The sequence below is a fragment of the Agrobacterium sp. NPDC089420 genome (assembly GCF_044900305.1).
Taxonomy (GTDB): Bacteria; Pseudomonadota; Alphaproteobacteria; order Rhizobiales; family Rhizobiaceae; genus Agrobacterium.
Map to the genome: position 1 here is coordinate 113,027 of NZ_JBJDMY010000005.1, position 20,682 is coordinate 133,708.

General features: G+C 59.9%; 17 protein-coding genes. 5 read left to right on the top strand and 12 right to left on the bottom strand.

What is annotated here, in order from left to right; genetic code table 11:
• Nucleotides 1-15: 15 nt before the first annotated feature.
• Nucleotides 16-1,179 carry an MFS transporter gene (locus ACI2KA_RS09490; RefSeq protein ID WP_404501902.1) on the top strand — a complete coding sequence of 388 codons (1,164 nt, stop codon included), beginning with the start codon at nt 16-18 and terminating at the stop codon, nt 1,177-1,179.
• An 89-nt stretch (nt 1,180-1,268) separates the two neighbouring features.
• Complete coding sequence (gene rpmG / locus ACI2KA_RS09495) at nt 1,269-1,436, top strand: 50S ribosomal protein L33 (protein ID WP_003496403.1); 168 nt, start codon at nt 1,269-1,271, stop codon at nt 1,434-1,436.
• A gap of 753 nt (nt 1,437-2,189) precedes the next feature.
• On the opposite strand, the gene ACI2KA_RS09500 is transcribed toward rpmG, so the two are convergent.
• Together ACI2KA_RS09500 and ACI2KA_RS09505 are read right to left on the bottom strand one after the other, a co-directional pair.
• Complete coding sequence (locus ACI2KA_RS09500; protein ID WP_404501403.1) at nt 2,190-3,560, bottom strand: PleD family two-component system response regulator; 1,371 nt, start codon at nt 3,558-3,560, stop codon at nt 2,190-2,192.
• 18 nt (nt 3,561-3,578) lie between these two features.
• On the bottom strand, nt 3,579-3,950 hold the full coding sequence (locus ACI2KA_RS09505) for a response regulator (protein ID WP_003521498.1): 372 nt from the start codon (nt 3,948-3,950) through the stop codon (nt 3,579-3,581).
• 131 nt (nt 3,951-4,081) lie between these two features.
• Between ACI2KA_RS09505 and ACI2KA_RS09510 the strand changes: the two genes are divergently transcribed.
• Complete coding sequence (locus ACI2KA_RS09510) at nt 4,082-4,390, top strand: DUF3572 domain-containing protein (RefSeq protein ID WP_020012343.1); 309 nt, start codon at nt 4,082-4,084, stop codon at nt 4,388-4,390.
• A gap of 21 nt (nt 4,391-4,411) precedes the next feature.
• On the opposite strand, the gene ACI2KA_RS09515 is transcribed toward ACI2KA_RS09510, so the two are convergent.
• Both ACI2KA_RS09515 and ACI2KA_RS09520 read right to left on the bottom strand, forming a co-directional pair.
• Entirely contained in the window at nt 4,412-4,672 is a 261-nt protein-coding gene (locus ACI2KA_RS09515; protein ID WP_404501405.1) for a BrnA antitoxin family protein, read from the bottom strand.
• Nucleotides 4,578-4,889: a BrnT family toxin gene (locus ACI2KA_RS09520; RefSeq protein ID WP_404501904.1), complete on the bottom strand. Its 312-nt coding sequence runs from the start codon at nt 4,887-4,889 to the stop codon at nt 4,578-4,580. Before ACI2KA_RS09520 ends, ACI2KA_RS09515 begins: the two co-directional genes overlap by 95 nt.
• Before the next feature lie 214 nt (nt 4,890-5,103).
• Between ACI2KA_RS09520 and ACI2KA_RS09525 the strand changes: the two genes are divergently transcribed.
• Nucleotides 5,104-6,387 carry a DNA polymerase IV gene (locus tag ACI2KA_RS09525; RefSeq protein WP_404501407.1) on the top strand — a complete coding sequence of 428 codons (1,284 nt, stop codon included), beginning with the start codon at nt 5,104-5,106 and terminating at the stop codon, nt 6,385-6,387.
• Nucleotides 6,388-6,557: 170 nt separating this feature from the next.
• The gene (locus ACI2KA_RS09530) at nt 6,558-7,796 is read left to right on the top strand and encodes a L,D-transpeptidase family protein (RefSeq protein ID WP_404501409.1); all 1,239 of its coding nucleotides are present in this window, start codon (nt 6,558-6,560) and stop codon (nt 7,794-7,796) included.
• A gap of 20 nt (nt 7,797-7,816) precedes the next feature.
• Here ACI2KA_RS09530 and dnaE read toward each other — a convergent pair whose 3' ends face one another.
• From dnaE to nuoN, 8 genes are all read right to left on the bottom strand, one after another.
• Nucleotides 7,817-11,317, bottom strand: a complete 3,501-nt coding sequence (gene dnaE, locus ACI2KA_RS09535; protein ID WP_404501411.1) for a DNA polymerase III subunit alpha — start codon at nt 11,315-11,317, stop codon at nt 7,817-7,819.
• A 490-nt stretch (nt 11,318-11,807) separates the two neighbouring features.
• Nucleotides 11,808-12,491: an ABC transporter ATP-binding protein gene (locus ACI2KA_RS09540; protein WP_404501413.1), complete on the bottom strand. Its 684-nt coding sequence runs from the start codon at nt 12,489-12,491 to the stop codon at nt 11,808-11,810.
• Nucleotides 12,492-12,506: 15 nt separating this feature from the next.
• Nucleotides 12,507-13,814 carry a lipoprotein-releasing ABC transporter permease subunit gene (locus ACI2KA_RS09545; RefSeq protein ID WP_404501415.1) on the bottom strand — a complete coding sequence of 436 codons (1,308 nt, stop codon included), beginning with the start codon at nt 13,812-13,814 and terminating at the stop codon, nt 12,507-12,509.
• A gap of 126 nt (nt 13,815-13,940) precedes the next feature.
• Complete coding sequence (gene proS, locus ACI2KA_RS09550) at nt 13,941-15,263, bottom strand: proline--tRNA ligase (RefSeq protein WP_404501417.1); 1,323 nt, start codon at nt 15,261-15,263, stop codon at nt 13,941-13,943.
• Nucleotides 15,264-16,008: 745 nt separating this feature from the next.
• The gene (locus ACI2KA_RS09555; RefSeq protein ID WP_404501419.1) at nt 16,009-16,314 is read right to left on the bottom strand and encodes a DUF1467 family protein; all 306 of its coding nucleotides are present in this window, start codon (nt 16,312-16,314) and stop codon (nt 16,009-16,011) included.
• 269 nt (nt 16,315-16,583) lie between these two features.
• Nucleotides 16,584-18,251: a ribonuclease J gene (locus ACI2KA_RS09560; protein WP_404501421.1), complete on the bottom strand. Its 1,668-nt coding sequence runs from the start codon at nt 18,249-18,251 to the stop codon at nt 16,584-16,586.
• A gap of 204 nt (nt 18,252-18,455) precedes the next feature.
• The gene (locus ACI2KA_RS09565; RefSeq protein WP_404501423.1) at nt 18,456-19,196 is read right to left on the bottom strand and encodes a biotin--[acetyl-CoA-carboxylase] ligase; all 741 of its coding nucleotides are present in this window, start codon (nt 19,194-19,196) and stop codon (nt 18,456-18,458) included.
• Nucleotides 19,197-19,222: 26 nt separating this feature from the next.
• Nucleotides 19,223-20,665 (bottom strand): NADH-quinone oxidoreductase subunit NuoN, encoded by a 1,443-nt coding sequence (gene nuoN, locus ACI2KA_RS09570; protein ID WP_404501425.1) that lies wholly within the window; start codon nt 20,663-20,665, stop codon nt 19,223-19,225.
• Between the last annotated feature and the right edge of the window lie 17 nt (nt 20,666-20,682).

Genomic DNA, 20,682 nt, shown 5'->3' on the forward strand with positions numbered 1-20,682 from the left:
GCCGTCATGTCACAAATGAAATGCGAAGCGGACGCCATTCACTGGCCCTCACTGATCGCCGCCATTTCCGCCATCAGCGCGGTCGGCGTCGCCATCGGCCTCGGCCTGCCGCTCCTGTCGATCATTCTTGAAAAGCGTGGCATTTCCTCCACCATGATCGGGGTGAATTCGGCGATGGCCGGCATCGCGGCGATGATGGCCGCGCCGGTCACCAGCAAGATCGCCCATGATTTCGGCGTCGCCCGAACCATGCTGCTGGCGGTCGTCATTTCCGCCGTCAGCGCGCTCGGCTTTTATTTCGCCGAGGCCTTCTGGATGTGGTTCCCCCTTAGAATCGTTTTCCATGGCGCCACCACCACGCTGTTCATCCTTTCCGAATACTGGATCAACATGACGGCGCCGCCGAAGAAACGCGGCATGGTACTCGGCATTTACGCCACGGGACTTGCGGTCGGCTTCGCTGTCGGGCCTCTGCTGTTTTCCGTCGTCGGCAGCGAGGGCATCCTGCCCTTCATCGTCGGGGCCGCAATCATCCTCCTGGCCGCCATCCCGATCTTCATGGCGCGCGGCGAAAGTCCGGAACTGGACGAGCGGCCCAACCACCATTTCATCCGTTACGTCTGGCTGGTGCCGATGGCGTCGGCCGCGGCTTTCGTGTTCGGTTCGGTCCAGGCAGGCGGCCTGTCGCTCTTTCCCATCTACGCCACCCGCGAGGGTTTCAACGAATCGCAGGCGGCACTTCTGCTGACGGTGATGGGAATCGGCAACATGGTCTTCCAGATACCGATCGGCCTGCTTTCCGACCGGATGAAGGATCGGCGCACCATGCTCGCCCTGATGGCCTTTGCGGGCGTCTGCGGTACGCTGGCGCTGCCTTTCCTGGTCGAAAGCTGGATTCTGGTGGCGGCGCTGCTGCTGTTCTGGGGCGGCCTCGTCTCCGGCATGTATACGGTCGGCCTTACCCATCTCGGCTCGCGCCTCAAGGGCGCCGATCTGGTGGCGGCCAATGCCGCCTTCATCTTCTGTTACGCCATGGGCACGATTGCAGGACCACAGGCCGTCGGCATTTCCATGGATGTTGCGGGCACAGACGGTTTCGCCTGGGCGCTTGCCGTGTTTTTCGGGCTTTACGTGGTGCTTTATGGGTTCCGTTTTGTTTTCCGGGCAAAACAGACTTGACTTTTCAGGCGCGATACGTAGTTTCGCGCCAGATTTAGCCGAGGTGAGAAGCGCCTGCGGCTTCTCTTTTGTTTAAAGGCAGGACGACCATGGCGAAAGCTACAACAATCAAGATCAAGCTGCTGTCGACAGCCGACACCGGTACTTTCTACGTCACCACCAAGAACAGCCGCACGTTCACGGACAAGATGACGAAGACGAAGTACGACCCGGTTGTACGCAAGCACGTTGAATTCAAGGAAACCAAGATCAAGTAATCGTCTTGATCGGGTCTCCGGCAAAAGCGCGCCCAACGGGCGCGTTTTTTGTTTGTGCCGCTCGTACGGGTCCACAAACACGCCGTCGTTGCCCGCGCGCTGCATTTCTTCGGAAAACCTTAGCCCTTCCCCTAGCCGCCTTATCCGGGAATCGCGCTCTGCCAGACATGTGTCCGGTTCGCGCCCCGACGGCAGCTGCGCTTCAACACGGGATCTTGGGAAGAAGGCGGTCGGCCAACGACGCGATTACGGCACGAGGAACCGATTCGGACGTCGTCAGCCGACCGACCCCACGATTCAGGAGATGCGGCGGACCTGAGCATCATGGGGCATTCAAACTACGCAATACCAGCCCCTGACGAGCGAAAATAGCAGCTGTGAAAGCCGCCATCATTCCACCATCACAAGACGGAAAACCCGCCGGAAGAACTGTTACTCTCAATAGGGAGTTTGCGCAGAAGTAAAATAAAAATCAACAAATTCTTAAGCCAGAGACACATCACCTGAGAAACATGGTTAAGTATACAAAGCTGGCACACTATAGTTTCCCGCGAGATTTAATTCAACGTATTTTTCAACTTGAACTCTATTCATGCGGGCAAGTTGCATCTTTTCATTGTAAAATGATAAAATACAGGCAAGGTCAGTAGCTTAGAGCCTCCGCCGGCGGACGATCCTGCGCGCGTGGCTATTTTGCCGGAACAAATCCGATAAAGACGCAATATTTTCCACGTCGTCCGCCGCAGCCGGCCCTCAGGCTGCGGCGGCCACAACGCAGTTGCGTCCGGCATGTTTGGCTTCGTAAAGCGCCTTGTCGGCCCGTTTCAGAAGCTCGTCAGGCGCGCCGAAAGCGCCGCTGCTGGTGGCAATGCCAAGAGAGGCGGTAATGCTCAGCTCACGGTCTATGGATCGCACGTAGAAAGGCTTGTCCTCCACGATCTCCCTCAGACGCTCGGCAACGCTTGCCGCCTGCTCGATCGGCGTATCGGGCATGACGACGACAAATTCCTCTCCGCCGTATCGGCAGGCGAGATCCGCGCCGCGGACCGTGCTGCGGATGCGCGCCGCAAATTCCCGCAGGACCTCGTCACCGACATCGTGACCGTAAGTATCGTTGACCAGCTTGAAGCGGTCTATATCGGTCATGCAGATCGAGATCGGCCGGCCACGGACGGCAGCGCGATCGAACAATATCTTGAGGTGATTGTCGAGATAACGGCGATTGTTGAGGCCGGTCAGCCCGTCGACAATCGCCAGCTCCATCGTGTGCTGGAGATTGAGCCGCAGATGTTCGTTGTAGCGCTTGCGCCTGATCTGCGTCAGCGACCGGGCAACGAGCTCGTTGGGATCGATCGGCCGGAGAATATAATCGTTGACGCCGAGATCGAGCGCCCGCGCCACCATGTCGTCTGCCCCCTGCTCCGCCACCAGAAGCAGTGGCAGGAAACGGGTACGTTCCAGCGAGCGCAGCTGCGAGCACAGCCGCAACGGATCGTAGTCCTCGAAATTCGAATTGACGATGACGAGTTCGAACGGATTGCCCGCCGCCTTGAGCAGAGCCGCCTGGGGTTCCGTGACGGCGTCGACGTCGGCGACCGGCTTCAGCGCCCTGACGATGCGTTCCTGCGAACTGGCGCGGCCATCCGCGACCAGTACGCGGCCCGGCGTCTGCGTCAGGCCATCACTGCGCAACATCTCCTCGATGCCGATCTGCCGCGCCGTTTCGGCGCGCAGCCGCAATTCGTCACTGACCGCCTTGAGACGCACCAGGCTTTTGACGCGGGCAATCAGCTGAAGGTCGTTGACCGGCTTGGTCAGAAAATCGTCGGCGCCGGCTTTCAGGCCACGCACGCGATCGGAAGGCTGATCCAGGGCGGTAACCATCACCACCGGAATATGCGCCGTCTTCGGGTTCGCCTTCAGCCTTTCGCAGACCTCGAAACCATCCATTCCCGGCATCATGATATCGAGCAGGATGATATCGACCTGCTCCTCGTCGCAGAGCGCCAGCGCCTTGAAGCCATCCTCGGCGGTGACGACATCAAAATATTCCGCCAGAAGCCGGGCCTCGAGAAGTTTCACATTGGCAGGAATATCGTCAACAACCAGAACTCTCGCCGTCATAACCGTTCCTCAGTCGCCTTACGCATCGCCCAGATAGGTCTTGATGACTTCAATGAATTTCGGGACGGAAATCGGCTTCGACACATAGGCCTCGCAGCCGCCCTGGCGAATGCGCTCCTCATCGCCCTTCATGGCGAAAGCCGTCACCGCGATGACCGGGATGACATGCAGCTCGTCGTCTTCCTTCAGCCACTTCGTCACCTCGAGCCCTGAAACCTCCGGCAGCTGGATATCCATGAGAATGAGGTCCGGGCGGTGCTTGCGGGCCAGATCCAGCGCCTCCATGCCATTGCGCGTCTGGATCGTCGTATAACCGGACGCCTCGATCAGGTCGCGAAAGAGCTTCATGTTCAGCTCGTTGTCTTCGACTATCATGACCTGTTTGGGCATGGTGAGCAGTCCCCGTTTCACTTTGAAACCTTCACCCAGACATATAAGTTGCCTAAGAACCGATTCCATCGTCCATTTGTTGCGCAAGGCTAGAGGAATTTGGTTTCAAAATAGGTAACTTCGAGGAAGAAATGCTGCGCGATACGAAAAACAAAGGCAATGCCGGCCAGGATCCGCAAGAAACGGCCGCCGCCATACTTGGCTGGCTGGCAAACGAGCCGGACATGCTGGCCCGTTTCCTGGCGCTGAGCGGCTTGCAGGCCAACATGCTGCGCCAGGCCGTCAACGATCCCGGCTTTCTGGCCGGCCTCACCGATTTCCTGATGAGCCACGAACCGGACCTGATGGCGTTCTGCGCCGCCACAGATACATCCCCCGAAACGGTGGCCGCCGCCTGGCACCATTTTTCCGGGCCGGGGCTGGATTCAGGGGTGTATTGAACGGCTGGCAGGCGGAGACGGTCAGCGTTTCAGCAATATGCGCGCATAGGATTCCAGAACGGCGTTCATGCGGGTCTGATATCCCTTGCCGGTGGATTTATAGGCCTCGACCACAGATTTCTTGACCCTCAGCGTGATTTGCTGCGTCCCTTCCGGCTCCACCAGTTTCGCATTCACCCAGAAGCTTTCATCCAGTTCGGGAATATCGCTGTCGTCTATCGTCTCGTCCGGCAAGGCCGCAAGTTCCTCGAGACTCGGTTCTTTTTCGTATTTCTTCGTCATAACGCTTCCTTTCACGGCGGTTTGCCGGCCGGGCGGAGATGATGCGGGTCCGACCGGCACGATCGGTATGAATGACCGCCAGAAATACCGTTCCTTCGATCTGCCCGATGGCGTGATAACGCGTCTCTCCATAGGCTGCACTCTCATCGACCCAGGACAGGACCGTATTTTCGAAGATTCGAACAGCGGTCTGAGATCCAACACCATGTTTTCGGATATTGGACCGGTTTTCTCTTCATCCCATTCAAACATGCGTTAAAAATAATCTACAATTGTAACTACAAATATGATCGAAGATCAAATATTTCTCGTTGATATTCAAGTTTTTCCGATGCGCTGGGGTCACCTGGTCCCGGCTTTGTCATGACGCCTCTTGAGCCATCGCCGCAGCCGGAGTATGGTCGGTGACGTTCTGGTTTTGTTTTCGGCCCATGTCCACGTCGCACTCCTATGATCCCGGTTTTTGCCGCGACTGTCTGGCCGGCCAGCCAGAAGGGTTGAGGCGTTGCCGCGCCTGCGGCAGCCCGCGTCTTCTCTATCATTCCGAACTCTACAGTCTCAGCATCGCCCATATCGATTGCGATGCCTTTTATGCCTCTGTCGAAAAGCGTGACAATCCGGAACTGGCCGACAAGCCGGTGATCGTCGGCGGCGGCAAGCGCGGGGTGGTTTCGACAGCCTGCTATATCGCCCGTATTCAGGGCGTGCGTTCCGCCATGCCGATGTTCAAGGCGCTGGAAGCCTGTCCGGATGCGGTGGTCATCAAGCCGGACATGGAGAAATACAGCCGCGTCGGCCGGGAAATCCGCGCCATGATGCAGGAGCTGACGCCGCTGGTGCAACCGCTCTCCATCGACGAGGCGTTTCTCGATCTTTCCGGCACCGAAAAGCTGCATCACGATCCGCCGGCGCGTGTGCTGGCGAAATTCGCCCGGCGCGTGGAAAAAGAGGTCGGCGTCACCGTTTCTGCGGGACTCTCCTATTGCAAGTTTCTCGCCAAGGTCGCCTCGGACCTGCAAAAGCCACGCGGCTTTTCGGTTGTCGGGGAAGCGGAGGCACTGTCCTTCCTGGCTGCGCGGCCGGTGACGACGATCTGGGGCGTGGGCAAGGCCTTTGCGGCGACGCTGGAGGCGGACGGGATCCGCATGATCGCGCAATTGCAGGAGATGGAGGAGAGCGAGCTGATGCGCCGCTACGGCGTGATGGGGCAGCGCCTTTTCCGGCTGTCGCGCGGCATTGACGAGCGGCACGTGCACGATAATGACCCGGTCAAGAGCGTGTCGTCGGAAACCACCTTCTTCAACGACATCTCCCGCCATGAGGAGCTGGTGCCGATCCTGCGCTCGCTCTCCGAAAAGGTTGCATGGCGCCTGAAGAAGAGCGGTATTTCCGGCCACACGGTGGTGCTGAAGATGAAAACGGCCGACTTCAAGATCCGTACCCGCAACCGCCGGCTGGACGATCCCACCCAGCTTGCCGACCGGATATTCCGCACCGGCCTTGCGCTCCTGGAAAAGGAAACAGACGGCACGAAATTTCGCCTCATCGGCATCGGTGTCAGCGATCTTCGCGATGCTGGCCTTGCCGATCCGCCCGATCTCGTCGACAGGCAGGCCGGACGGCGGGCGGCGGCAGAGGCGGCGATGGACAAGCTGCGCGACAAGTTCGGCAAGGGCAGCGTCGAGACCGGCTACACTTTCGGCACCCGTAAATAACAGCCGGACGGCTGCCGGTCGGCGGCAGCACTGCCGCATCTTGCGCCGCCTCGTGGCCGTTTATTTAGATTTTACACAAATTAGTGATGTTGCGGCCGCACCGTCCTTAAACTTCATTAAACTTCGCATGGTTGAGTGAGAGAAGTTTTGTGCATGTGGTGTATTGCGTCATGTCCCTTCGCCTCAGTCTTCTGACCGGCATGCTGTCGGCCTGCATTCTTGCCTTTCCGGCCCTTGCCGCCGACGGCAGGTCGCTGCAGATCCTCGTTTCGAAAAGCGACCAGTCGCTTTCGCTTTATGAAAACGGCGAAATCATCGCCACCTCGAAGGTCTCCACCGGCAAGGCCGGGCATGAGACGCCGAGCGGCATCTTCTCCATTCTGGAAAAGCGCAAATATCACGAGTCGAACATCTATTCGGCAGCCCCCATGCCCTTCATGCAGCGGCTGACATGGTCCGGCATCGCACTGCACGAAGGCAAGGTGCCGAACTATCCGGCTTCGCACGGCTGCGTGCGCCTGCCCTCCAAATTCGCCAAGTCACTCTTCGGCGATACACGAACCGGTGTGCACGTCATCATCACCGATCAGCCGGTCTCGCTACGCTTTGTGCAGCATCCGGCGCTGTTTTCCCCCCGTGACGATGCCGATGACGGCAAGCTGCTTCTCTCGGATGTGGAACTGCGCCCGGCAACCTTCGATGCGGCTCTGGGTGCGGTCGAGGTTGCCGTCAATGAAAAGACCCAAGCCCTCAGACCGGCGGCAAAGGCCAAGGCCGCCTCGCCGCTGCGTATCCTTATCACCCGGCGTGGCGAGCGGGAAAAGGTGATGGATATTCAGGCCGTGCTGACCCGCCTCGGTTTCGACGCCGGGTCAGCGGATGGATATGCCGGGCAAATGACGATCAGCGCCGTCAACGGTTTCAAACGCTGGAAAGGGCTGAAAACCACCGGACCGCTTCTGACCGACGCCTTTGTACAGGCGCTTTATGAATCCGCCGGTGAAGACCATCCGCCGAACGGCCAGATCATGGTGCGGCAGGACTTCAAGCCGCTATTCGAAGCGGCCATCGACATCAGGGATCCCGATGTCGCGCTCGGAACCCATTTCTTCGAGGCCGTTGCCGTGGATCGCGCCGCCGGAACCGCCGAATGGAACGGCGTGACCTTGGAAAACCACTTGCCGGCGGCAGCCCGCAAGCGGCTCGGGATCACGGTTCCCGACGCACCGGGCGGCTTCGATCAATTGAGCGCCGTGCTCAGCCGCCTCGATATCCCCGCAGAGATACGCCGCCGGATCGAACAGGAGCTTTCAACCGGCAGTTCGATTACCGTCTCCGATCTCAGTCACCAGATGGAGACCGGGACCGGAACCGATTTCATCACCGTCACGAAGGAAGGGCCGGTATGAGCGGCGCGTGAGGCTTCGCCTCACACCAGCTCCACATCGACGACACCCGGCGCGGACCGCAACGCAGCGGCGATTTCCGGTGAAATGCGGTATTTTTCCGTCAGCTCAACCTCGATTTCGCGGCTGCCTTCGTCCTTGATGACGATGAAATACACCGACCCGTCACCCTTGGTGTTGAGGTGGCGGGCAACGGTCTTCAGCGGGCCGGAATCGCGCACATAAACCCGCAGGGCCTTCTGCATCTGCACCGATTTTTCCTCCAGCGACTGCGCCGTCTGGATACGCAGGCCGATGCCTTCCGGGCGCTCTTCCGCCTGCACGGTAATGACCAGCGATTTGCCGACTTCAAGCAGATCGCGGAACTGGCCGAGCCCTTCGGAAAACAGCACCGCCTCATATTGCCCCGACGCGTCCGAGAAGGTGACGATGCCCATCTTGTTGCCGGTGCGGGTCTTGCGCTCCTGCTTGCCGGTCACCGTGCCGGCAAGCCGCCCGGCGGTGGCACCCTGTTTCACCGCGGCGGAAAAATCGGCGAAATTCTGCACGCGCAATTTTTCCAGCACGGGACGATAGGTATCGAGCGGATGGGCGGTGAGGTAAAAACCGAGCACCTGATATTCCCGCAGCAGCTTTTCCGAGGCGAGCCACGGCTGGAAGGCCGGCAGGACCAGCTTTTCCGGGCCATTGCCGCCGCCCGAGCCGAACATGTCCGACTGGCCGATGGTGCGGTTGTTCTGCGCCATCTGGGCGTAACCGATGATGCGGTCCAGCCCGCCGATCAGTTCGGCGCGGTCTCGGCCGAAACAATCGAAAGCGCCGGCATTGATCAGGCTTTCCAGCACACGCCGGTTGATCTGCTTCGGATCGATGCGCAGGCAGAAATCCTCAAGGCTCGTGAACGGCTTGCCGTCGCGCACTTCGACGATATGTTCGACCGCGCCCTCGCCCACGCCCTTGATGGCGGCCAGCGAATAATAGATGCGGTTTTCACCCGTCTCGAATTGCCGGAAGGAGGTCTGCACGGAAGGTGCGACGACCTCGATGCCAAGGCGCCCGGCATCCTGACGGAAGTCGTTGAGCTTTTCCGTGTTGGCCATATCGAGCGTCATGGAGGCCGCCAGGAACTCCACCGGGTAATGCGCCTTCATATAGGCGGTCTGGTAGGACACGATGGCGTAGGCGGCGGCATGGCTTTTGTTGAAGCCGTAATTGGCGAATTTTGCCAGAAGGTCGAAAATGGTGTCGGCCTGCGGTTTCGACACGCCGTTCCTGATGGCGCCGTCGACGAAACGCTCGCGCTGCTTGTCCATCTCCTCCTTGATCTTCTTGCCCATGGCGCGGCGCAGAAGATCGGCTTCGCCAAGCGAATAACCCGAGAGGACCTGGGCGATCTGCATCACCTGTTCCTGATAGACGATAACGCCCTGCGTTTCCTTGAGCAGATGGTCGATGGTCGGGTGGATCGATTCCAGCTCCTCTTCGCCATGCTTGCGGGCATTATAGACCGGGATGTTTTCCATCGGGCCGGGACGATAAAGCGCCACGAGCGCGATGATGTCCTCGATACAGTCGGGGCGCATGCCGATCAGCGCCTTGCGCATGCCGGCACTTTCCACCTGGAACACGCCGATGGTCTCGCCGCGCGACAGCATCTCGTAGGTCTTGGCGTCCTCCAGCGGAATGGCGGCAAGGTCGACCTTGATGCCGCGCTTGGCGACGAAATCGACGGCGACCTTCAGCACCGTCAGCGTCTTCAGGCCAAGGAAGTCGAATTTGACGAGACCGGCGCTCTCCACCCATTTCATGTTGAACTGGGTGACCGGCATATCGGATCGCGGATCGCGATACATCGGCACCAGCTTGGAGAGCGGCCGGTCGCCGATGACGATACCGGCGGCATGGGTGGAGGCGTGGCGGTAAAGCCCCTCGATCTTCTGGGCGATATCCAAGAGGCGGGCGACGACCGGCTCCTTGTCCGCCTCCTCCTGCAGGCGCGGCTCTTCCTCGATCGCCTTCGACAGCGGCGTCGGATTGGCCGGGTTGTTGGGCACCAGCTTGCAGATCTTGTCCACCTGCCCATAGGGCATTTCCAGTACGCGGCCGACGTCACGCAGGGCCGCACGCGCCTGCAGCGAACCGAAGGTGATGATCTGCGCCACCTGCTCCCGGCCGTATTTGGCCTGCACGTAGCGGATCACCTCTTCGCGGCGATCCTGGCAGAAGTCGATATCGAAGTCGGGCATCGATACACGTTCAGGATTGAGGAAACGTTCGAACAGCAGCGAAAACCGCAGCGGATCGACGTCGGTGATCGTCAATGCATAAGCGACGAGCGAGCCGGCGCCCGAACCGCGGCCCGGGCCGACCGGAATGTCATGCTGTTTGGCCCATTTGATGAAGTCGGCGACGATCAGGAAGTAACCGGGAAACTTCATGCGCGAGATGACGCCGAGTTCGAAATCCAGTCTCTCGCGATAATCCTGCTCGGTATAACCCGGCGCCATGCCAAGCGCGGCAAGCCGCTGATCCAGCCCCTCCACCGCCTGCCTTCGAAGCTCATCGGCTTCGGCGCGCTCCGCCGCTTCCGGATCATCGCTGGCGCCGGTGAAACGCGGCAGGATCGGCCCGCGCTTCTTCAGCACGTAAGAGCAGCGCAGCGCGATCTCGACGGTATTTTCCAGAGCCTCGGGAATGTCGGCGAACAACGCCGTCATCTCCTCGCGGCTCTTGAGATAATGATCGGGCGTCAGGCGGAACCGGCTGTCATCCGAAACGATGGCGTTGTGCGCCACCGCCATCAGCGCATCATGCGCCTCGTAATCGGCCTTTGACGGGAAAAACGCCTCATTGGTGGCAACAAGGGGAATATCATATTCATAAGCAAGACCGATCAGGCGCCGCTCATGCGAGCGGTCATAACCCGTCTGGCGCTGCAATTCGACATAAAGCCTGTCACCGAAAAGTGACTTCAGGGCCAGCAGCCGCTCTTTCGCCTGCGCGGCATGGCCTTCCTTCAGCGCCATATCGACGGGACCGCCGGCCGCGCCGGTGAGCGCGATCAGCCCGGCATTGGAGGCCTCTTCCAGCCATGCGCGGGTAATATGGACGGAATGGCCGCTGCCCTCGCCTTCCAGATAGGCGCGGCTGACGAGATCCACCAGCCGCTCGTAGCCTCCGGCATCGGCGGCCAGCAGCACGATGGCGGGCAGCTTCTGGAGATGGCTGTTGTGGTTGCGGCGATCCTCCGCCACATCCTGCATGTCGATGGACAGCTGGCAGCCGATGATCGGCTGCAGACCCTCATCGCGCGCCTTCTCGGAAAATTCCAGCGCAACGAAAAGGTTGTTTGTATCGGTAATGGCGATGGCCGGCTGGCCGTCCCCGACGGCCTTGGACATGATTTTCTTGAGGGGCAACGCCCCCTCAAGCAGGGAATAGGCGGAATGAACCCGCAGATGGACAAAACCCGGCGTCTTCAGCGTTTTGTCAGAGGTCTCTGCACGCACAACCGTATCGCCCATATCGTCATCCTGTCATTCTGAATCGAGGGGGCGATTTTCCGATGTCCGGCGCTCAAAGTCTACAGCCTTGCGGTGGCCATACAGGCTTCTGCGCCGGTATCTCCTTCACAGCGCGGTGAGGATCACCGAAAAGCTGGCCACAAAGACAGCGATGGAGGCAAAAGCGGCAACGTCACGGATGAAATCAGTCATTGGTCTCTCCTTACTCGTTATGTTCCAACTTTGTTCTCATTTTGTTCGATTGTCAACAGGGTTTTGCTGATATTCCCCTTGCTAACGCCGCAGAATCAGCTGCGGTTCCGTTGCCATGTCCGGCAAGCCCCTGACTCCAAAGTGAAAAAACCCGAAGGAAAAAACACCTCCGGGTTGGCAAAAAATACAGACAGGAAGAGCTGATCCCGACCCTGCGGATCAGGGTGGAAGTGAATCCCAGCCGCTCGAGCTATCCTTGCTCGCGGCGGCACGGCAATTCAGCAGAGTGGCGGGACGATCAGAAATCGACGATCTTGCCGTCGGCGAGCGTGACGCGACGGTCCATACGCGCAGCGAGTTCGTGGTTATGGGTTGCGATCAATGCGGCAAGGCCGGATTGCCGCACCAGCGCCTCCAGCGCATCGAAGACATAATGCGCGGTCTCCGGGTCGAGATTGCCGGTCGGCTCGTCGGCAAGCAGCAGCAGCGGCGCATTGGCGACGGCGCGGGCAATGGCCACACGCTGTTGTTCACCGCCGGAAAGTTCGGCCGGGCGGTGTTCACCGCGATGGCCGACCCGCATGTAATCGAGCAGCGCGCTGGCGCGTTTGCGGGCCTCGGCTGGCGTGAGGCCAGCGATCAGCTGCGGCATCATCACGTTTTCCACGGCGGAGAATTCCGGCAGGAGGTGATGGAACTGATAGACAAACCCGATATCGCTGCGGCGGATCGCGGTGCGCGTCTCATCCGGCAACCCCTGACAAGGCGCGCCATTGATGAAGACCTCGCCCGCATCGGGATGTTCCAGCAACCCGGCCAGATGCAGGAGCGTGGATTTGCCCGTGCCGGACGGGGCGACAAGCGCCACCATCTCGCCGCTCCTCAATTCAAAATCGGCCTTGCGCAAAATCGATAACGACGTCTCGCCCTGACCGTAGGTTCTCTCGACGCCGGTAAGCCGCAGCACTGTTTTTTTTGCCATATTGCGAAGCGGTCCTTATTCGTAACGCAGGGCCTGCACCGGATCGAGCCTGGAGGCCCGCCATGCCGGAAAGATCGTTGCCAGGAAAGAAAGCGTCAGCGCCATGATAACGACGGTGATAGTCTCGCCAATATCCATTTCGGCCGGCAGCTGGCTCAGGAAATAAAGCTGCGGATCAAACAGCACGGTGCCGGAAATCCAGGAGAAGAACTGTCGGATGGATTCGACGTTGAGGCAGACGATCACGCCGAGCGCCACGCCGGCGAAGGTGCCGACCATGCCGATGGCCGCCCCGGTCATGAAGAAGATGCGCATGACCGCGCCGGAACTGGCGCCCATGGTGCGCAGAATGGCGATATCGCTGCCCTTGTCCTTCACCAGCATGATGAGGCCGGAAATGATGTTCAGCGCCGCCACCAGAACGATGAGGGTGAGGATCATGAACATCACGTTTCTTTCCACCTGCAGGGCGGAGAAGAAGGTCTGGTTGCGCTGTCTCCAGTCGGTGATGTAGATCTGCCGTTCGGCCGCCTGCTCGACCAGCGGCCGGATGCCGTCGACATCGTCGGGACGGCTGACATAAAGCTCGATGGATTGCACGATGCCGTCGGCATTGAAATAGAGCTGGGCCTCGGACAGCGGCATATAGATCATCGAGGCGTCATATTCCGACATGCCGATCTCGAAGACGCCCGAAATCTTGTAGGATTTGACGCGTGGATTGACACCCATCGGCGTTACGTCGCCTTCCGGCGAAATCAGGGTGATATCGTCGCCCGCCGTCACGCCGAGCTGGGCGGCAAGCCGTGAGCCGACAAGGACGCCATCACCTGCCATGAAGCCGACGAGATCGCCGGTCTTGATGTTGTTGGCGACTTCCTTGACCTTGTCGATATCCTCCTGGCGCACACCGCGCACCAGCGCGCCGGAGCCCGCGCCGCCCCGGCCGGAGGCGAGCGTCTGGCCTTCCACCAGCGGCAAGGCCATGGTGACGCCCGGAACGGCAGCGAATTTCTTCGCCAGTTCATCGTAATTATTAAAGGGCTGGTCGATCGGCTGCACGATCATATGGCCGTTGATGCCGAGAATGCGCGAGATCAGCTCGGTGCGAAAACCGTTCATCACCGCCATGACAATGATGAGCGTCGCAACGCCCAGCATGATGCCGACGAAGGAAAAACCGGCGATGACGGAAATGAAGGCTTCCTTGCGTCGCGACCGCAGATAACGCCAGGCCACCATACGTTCAAAAGCGGAAAAAGGTCGTGCGGTCTTTTCCCTGACAGCAGGAGCCGCACTCTTTTCAGCCTCGGCTTTTGCCATGTCGTCTCCCTGATCTCAAACCACAAGGCCGGTCTTTTTCCGAAAACCGGCCCCTATTTCCATGACATCGGCACTTGGAAGCGGAGCGGGCTTCCGGTGAAGCCGCTCCTATCGTCCCGTCCGCGCTTAACCAAGCACCCTGTTCATCGCCGCCTCGATCGTGACGGTTTCCCGCTCGCCGCTCTTGCGATCCTTGACCTCGACCTCGCCATTGGCGACCGAACGCGGACCGACGATGATCTGCAGCGGCACGCCGATCAGATCGGCGGTCGCAAATTTCTGGCCCGCACGGTCGTCGGTATCGTCGTAAAGAACATCCTTGCCGGCGTTGGAGAGCGAGTAATACAGCTTTTCGCAAGCCGCATCGCAGGCCGCGTCGCCAGCCTTCATGTTGATAATGACGACATCGAAAGGAGCGACCGAGGCCGGCCAGATGATTCCGTTCTCGTCATGCGATGCTTCAATGATGGCGGGAACAAGGCGTGTCGGCCCGATGCCGTAGGAACCCATGTGGACAGGGTGTTCCTTGCCGTCCTTGCCCTGCACTTTCGCACCCATCGGCTCGGAATATTTGGTGCCGAAATAGAAGATGTGGCCGACCTCGATGCCGCGTGCCGAAAGGCGCTCGCCTTCGGGAATGGCATCATAGGCAGCTTCGTCATGCATTTCGGAGGTGGCGGCGTAATCGGCCGTCCACTCGTCAAATACGCCCTGAAGGGCTGCGACATCGTCAAAGTCAGTGCTTTCGGCCGGGATGACGCGGTCGAGGAAGCTCTTGTGGCAGAAGACCTCGGATTCGCCGGTATCGGCCAGAATGATGAATTCGTGGCTGTGGTTGCCGCCGATCGGACCGGTATCGGCGCGCATGGGAATGGCGCGCAGGCCGAGGCGCTCGAAGGTGCGCAGGTAAGCAACGAACATCTTGTTATAGGAATGGATCGCGTCTTCCTTGGTCAGGTCGAAGGAATAGGCGTCCTTCATCAGGAACTCGCGCGAGCGCATCGTGCCGAAGCGCGGACGTACCTCGTCGCGGAACTTCAGCTGGATATGGTAGAGGTTCAGCGGCAGGTTCTTGTAGGACTTCACATAGGAACGGAAGATGTCGGTGATCATCTCCTCATTGGTGGGGCCGTAGAGCATCTGGCGATCCTGGCGATCCTTGATGCGCAGCATCTCCTTGCCATAATCGTCATAACGGCCGCTTTCCTGCCAGAGTTCGGCCGTTTGCAGCGTCGGCATCAGAAGCTCGATGGCGCCGGAACGATCCTGCTCCTCGCGGATGATGCGGTTCACCTTGTCCAGCACGCGCTTGCCGAGCGGCAGCCAGGAATAGATGCCAGCCGATTGCTGCCGGATCATGCCCGCGCGCAACATCAGGCGGTGGGAGACAATCTCGGCTTCCTTGGGGTTTTCCTTCAGGATGGGCATGAAATAACGGCTGAGACGCATGACGGCTTCCATTGATATGGACGACAGCGCGCAAAAGCGCGGGAATCGCCCCGAATAAAGGGATATTGGCGCCGGATATAGCCGTTTCCCGCCAAGAAGAAAACCCGCCATGAAAAGAGCCTTAAAGGCGATTTCGTGGCATTTTCGCGATAGCTAATTCGCGTCAAAACGCTTTGGCCGGAATATTATTCTTGATCCGCTGCGACAAATTGCATCACAGGGAATTTTTTGCCGACTGTAACAAATATGCAAAAAATGAGATGACAAGCAGGGGTGATTGAGCTAGCTTTAGCTTACAAAAGAGGCAGGAAGTTTAAATTCTTGTCATTTTCGCGGTCAGTCTTGGGAGGATCAGATCTTAGGCGCGCTCGTTCGCAGCCCCGGCAACGGTTACAGATCACGCGAAAACTGGAAAACAAGGCTGAAAGGCCTTGTTTTTTTTTGATTTCAACACATGACAGCGCCCCGGCCCGTTATTCCGGTAAAATTGTGACGGTGAATCAACCGCGCACGACGCCTAAGCTGTGTGCATGAAAGAGATGACAACCGTGTGACAGGCGCTCGGGCCGCTCTTGCCCAATTTGCTCGGTGCCGGCTCGGTTTTTGCCGTCCACCAGCCGCCATCGCTCGCCGGACTGAAGGTCATTCCCCCCTCCGGTGTTCTTAGCGGAAACGCTTCCCAGCTTATCACATTCGCGGCATGGCAACGCACGCGCGGCCGGCGCGACGACGCCCCACTCCGATGTCAGTCGAATACCGGAATAATTCGCGGCAGGTCATCGAGGCTGATGCCGAACCACCATGATCCGCCGTACCAGACGCCACAGATCAGTGCCGATATCAGGGTCGTCCACAAGACCACGCGGCCACCCCGGAAACGTGAGGGCGCGCTGGCCACGGTGCCAAGCGCCACGTCGCCCTCTTCGGCCTGGGTGCGAAGCCCGATCGGCAGCACGATGAAAAGCACCGTCCACCAGACGATGAAATAAACGGCGAAGAGCGAAAGAAGCGGCATGTGATCCTCCTGCACAATGGGCTTCTTGTAACGCATTCATCCATAAAGCGGAATCACTTCTCCGCAACAGACGCAAAAAGCCGGGGAAGGAGAAATGGAACCGCTCTTTGAGCAGGCACCCACAGGGCGCTGACAAAGGCGGGCGCCTCTCTTCCGCACGTATTGAACCGGCATCCTTCCTCGGCACGCTCGTGCCATAAGACGAGCCCTGACGCGACCAAGGGCCGGATGGCGCTGCCCCCCGGAGCTGAGCCGGAGTGACCGAGTGCGGATGATATTATCGTGCGAAAGCGCTTGCCTGCCCGTCACACCTTCGTGACGAAAACCGTGACGATGGGCTTCTTGCCCCAGGTCTGGTTGGCGGCGGCGCGGACGGCCCGGCGTACCGCTTCGCGCAGCAGCTCCAGATCCTTGCGTCGCGCGCGGGGAATGCTTTCGACGGCGCCGAGAACGGCGTCATAAAGCGTGTCCTCCATATCCTCGCCCTCATCATCGAATTCAGGCAGGCCGAAAGGAACGACATCCGGATCGCCGAGGAAATCGTAACGGCTGTCCAGCACGACATTGACGGAGACGTGGCCGGCGAAGGACAGCTTGCGGCGATTGCCGATGCCCATCTCGTCCATGTCGCCGATGAGATTGCCATCCTTGAAGACACGGCCATGCGGCGCGTCATCGATGACTTCCGCCGGGCCGGGCGCAAGGCGCAGAACATTGCCGTTGCGCACCTTCGGCACCTGCGAAATGCCGGCCTGTTCCGCCAGTTCCTTCTGCGCCACCAGATGCGCCGCCTCGCCATGCACGGGCACGACGATCTGCGGCTTGGTCCATTCATACATCTTCAGAAGCTCGTTGCGGCGCGGATGGCCGGAAACGTGCACCAGCGCCTCATTGTCTGTGACGATATGGACGCCCTGTTCGATGAGGCCGTTCTTGATGTCGATGATGGCCTTTTCGTTGCCGGGAATGGCGCGCGAGGAAAACACCACCGTGTCTCCGGCAGCCAGCGCCACATTGCGCATCTCGTCACGCGACAGTTTGGCAAGTGCGGCACGCGGTTCGCCCTGCGAACCGGTCAGGATCAGCACCACCTTGTCACGCGGAATATAGCCATATTCATCTTCGGCGAGGAACGGCTTGATGCCTTCCATGATGCCGAGGTCCTGCGAGACATGAACGACGCGCTTCAGCGACGAGCCGAGCAGCAGAACCTCGCGGCCCGCCGCCTCTGCCGCCTGCGCAATCGAGCGGATGCGCCCGACATTGGACGAGAAGGTGGTGACGGCCACACGACCCTCGGCATTTTCAATGATCTGCCGCAGCCCTTCGGAAACCTCGTGTTCGGAGGGCGACACGCCATCGCGCACCGAATTGGTGCTGTCGCACATCAGCGCCAGCACACCCTCTTCGCCGATGGCGCGGAAGCGGGCTTCATCCGTCAACGGCCCGAGCGAAGGCGCTTCGTCGATCTTCCAGTCGCCGGTGTGGATGACGTTGCCGAGCGGCGTGCGGATGACCAGCGACATCGGCTCCGGAATGGAGTGGTTGACGCCAACCGCCTCGATTTCGAAGGGGCCGACATTGATGCGGTCGCCCGCCTTGAACGGCGTCACCGGAATTTCGGCACGTGTGCCCTCGTAAGCGCGTTTCGCCTCCAGCATGCCGGCGGTGAAGCCCGAGGCATAGACCGGCACATTGAGGCCCGGCCACAGATCGTTCAGCGCGCCGTAATGATCCTCGTGGGCGTGGGTGATGATGATGCCTTTGAGGTTTTTTTTCTGCTCGGCGATATAGCTGATATCGGGCAGCACCAGATCGACGCCCGGCAGATCGGGTCCGGCGAAGGTCACGCCGCAATCCACCATGATCCATTGGCGCTTGCTTTCCGGACCGTAGCCGTAAAGCGCCAGATTCATGCCGATTTCACCGACGCCGCCAAGCGGCAGGAAGACCAGTTCGTCCTGTTTAGCCATTGTTGTTTTTATCCATTCATAAAAGCGCACGGACGACGGCATCATGCCCCGCCCCGCGCCGGTTTTCAGCATCGGACCTGTTGAACCATCTGATCGACCGGGCCGATGCGGAGCCGGTCTGCCACCCTGCTTTTCATGAGCCGCAGGAAAGCTCCAACCTGAGGGACAGGGTTCGGCGCGGGTTGTCGGCCCGCACCGTTCGCCTCATCCGAAAAAGACGTCGCCGGCGGCGATGGAGCGCCTGGCGCCCTCATCCTCATCCAGCAGCAGATAACCATTATCATCAATTCCGACGAAACGCCCGCCGATCGAGCGATCCGGAAAGTTGACGGTGATATGTTCGCCGATACCGCAGGCAACGGCCCGCCAGCCGGCCATGACGCCGGCAACACCCCTGCCCTCGTCCCAGTCTCGCAGCACATGCGCCGTCTCGCGGAAAAGATGCGCGAAGAGTTCGTCGGGCGAACAGGACGCGCCGTGTTCGGAGAGCATGGTGACGGGATAAAGCGGGTTTTCCGGCTTATGAGCGATGTTGATGCCGATGCCGATGACGATCGCCCGCCGTCCGTCCGGCAGAAGCTCCGCTTCCATCAGAATGCCGCAGGTTTTCTGGCGACCGATCAATACGTCGTTCGGCCATTTGATTTCAAGCGGCGCACCATCTGCCGGCACGACCGCCCGGATGGCGCGATAGACGGCCAGCGCGAAAGCAAGCGGCAGGGAACCGATACGATCCATCGGAGCGGGATCGATGAGAAGGAGCGAGGCGTAGAGGTTGCCGGGCTCCGAAACCCACGGCCGGCCGCGGCGACCGCGCCCGCCGGTCTGGCGGATGGCGGTGATCCACAGATTCCCGCCATCGCCCGCCCGTGCCCGGGCGAAACACTCTATGTTGGTCGACGGCGTTTCCACCATCGCCTCGTGCCGGAAGTCATCGATGGACATCCGGCCCGTATGCTGCGGCGTGTCAATCAAAAGAACGTCTTTGCTGCAGCCGTGACCGCATTGCCCAGCGCACCGCCGAAGACGACGAAGGCAAGAACGAAGAGACCCGAAAGCGCATAAACGACCTTCAGTTCACCGGCCGGACGCTCGAAGCTGCCCTTGGCCTCATCGAACCACATGACCTTGACGACGCGGATATAATAATAAGCGCCGACGACCGAGCCGATCACACCGATGACGGCGAGCGGATAAAGCTTCGCTTCGATGGCTGCGAGGAAGACGTAATATTTACCGAAGAAGCCGGCGAGCGGCGGGATGCCGGCAAGCGAGAACATCAGGATCGTCAGCACAACCGCCATGAAGGGGTTCGAGGACGAGAGACCGGCGAGATCCTCGACATTTTCGACATTTCCGATTTCCTTGCGGCGCATGGAGAGAATGCAGGCAAAGGTGCCGAGCGTCATGACCATATAGATGGTCATGTAAAGAATGACGCCCGAAATACCGGCTTCGGTACCGGCGGCAAGACCGACCAGCGCATAACCCATGTGACCGATGGAGGAATAGGCCATCAGACGCTTGATGTTCTTCTGGCCGATGGCGGCGAAGGAACCGAGCAGCATGGAGGCGATGGAGATGAAGACGACGATCTGCTGCCAGTCGGCAAAGACCGGCTGGAACGCCTCGATGACGATGCGAACGAGGATCGCCATGGCGCCGATCTTCGGGGCAGCCGACAGGAAGGCCGTGACCGGGGTCGGGGCGCCCTCATAAACGTCCGGCGTCCACATGTGGAACGGCACGGCCGAGATCTTGAACGCCAGGCCGGCCAGAACGAAGACCAGACCGAAGACGAGACCGAGCGAGCGGGTTTCCGACGCCAGAACCTGCGCGATTTCGGTGAAGCCGGTATTGCCGGTGAAACCGTAGACCAGCGACATGCCGTAAAGCAGCATGCCGGAGGAGAGCGCACCGAGCACGAAGTACTTCAGGCCCGCTTCCGTGGAGCGCAGGCTTTCGCGGTTGATGGCGCAGACGACGTAAAGCGCCAGCGACTGCAGTTCCAGCGCCATATAGAGCGAGATCAGGTTGTTGGCCGAGATCATCAGCAGGATGCCGAGCGTCGCGAGCACCAGCAGCACCGGATATTCGAAACGGCCGATCGGCTCGAAGCGGCCCTGGCCGACGGCGAGGATCATGGCGGTGATGGAGCCGATCAGCGCCAGCACCTTCATGAAGTTGCCGAAGGCATCGGCGATGTAGACACCGCCGAAGGCCACGCCCGATGCGGGGGCGAAGATGATCCAGAGACCGACGACGAGCAGGAGGGCAACGGCAAGGCCGGTGACCGTCGTTGTCGACTTGTCGCCCGAGAAGACGCCAATCATGAGCAGCGCCAGCGCGCCGACCGCAAGGATCAGCTCGGGCGTCGCAATGTGCAGACTGGCAAAAAGGATTTCAGCGGTCATGTCCAACGGGTCCTGTC